Source organism: Segatella buccae ATCC 33574 (assembly GCF_000184945.1).
Classification (GTDB): Bacteria; Bacteroidota; Bacteroidia; order Bacteroidales; family Bacteroidaceae; genus Prevotella; species Prevotella buccae.
In genome coordinates this window covers 1-705 of the sequence record NZ_GL586325.1, presented here as the reverse complement: position 1 = coordinate 705, position 705 = coordinate 1, and the positions used below count along the sequence as shown (strand labels likewise).

1 pseudogene is annotated in these 705 nt (G+C 38.2%); it reads left to right on the top strand.

The features are described 5' to 3' along the window. Nucleotides 1-705 (top strand): annotated as a pseudogene (locus HMPREF6485_RS13885) (hypothetical protein); the annotation flags it as partial.

The following is a 705-nucleotide window of genomic DNA, read 5'->3' as shown; positions in this document are numbered from 1 at the left end:
GGGGATCTGGTGATTTCTATCAATTGCCACCTGTGGATAATTCTGGTCAGCCGAAATTCTGCTTTTTGGCTAAAAGTTGGAATAAGGTTATCGAAAACACCGTGGTGTTGAAGCAAGTTTTCAGACAAAAGGGAGATAATGAGTTTATTGATATGTTGAACAATGTGCGTGTTGGGAACTTGAATTATGAAACCATTGAAGCGTTCCAAAAATTGGATCGACAAATCAACTACACTGACGGAATAGAACCAACACAGTTGTACCCAACTTTAAAAGAAGTTCTGATGGCGAATCAAGCAAAATTAAACAGTTTACCAGGGAAAGTATACACTTTCCAAGCCAAAGATCCAGAAAACCCTTTTCTCGTCAGTATGCTTGATAATAATCTTATGGTGGATAAAGTTCTTCATTTAAAAACGGGGGCCCAAGTCATGTGTGTCAAAAATTTCACTGATGAATTGGTCAATGGTACCTTAGGTACCGTTTTATTTATGGCTACCCGTAAACTTTATATGAAGTTTTTGGAACAATATGTGTATATTGATGCGGAAGACCAGGCGGCGCTTGCTGAAATGAGGTTCGTATGTAATAGAATCGGCAAATCTGGTGGTTTTACCGATCAAGAGAAAGCATTTTTCGACAATATTCCATTGCAACGACAAAGTTTCATTCAATCATGTTGTCATCTAGCTAGTCAAGAATTCG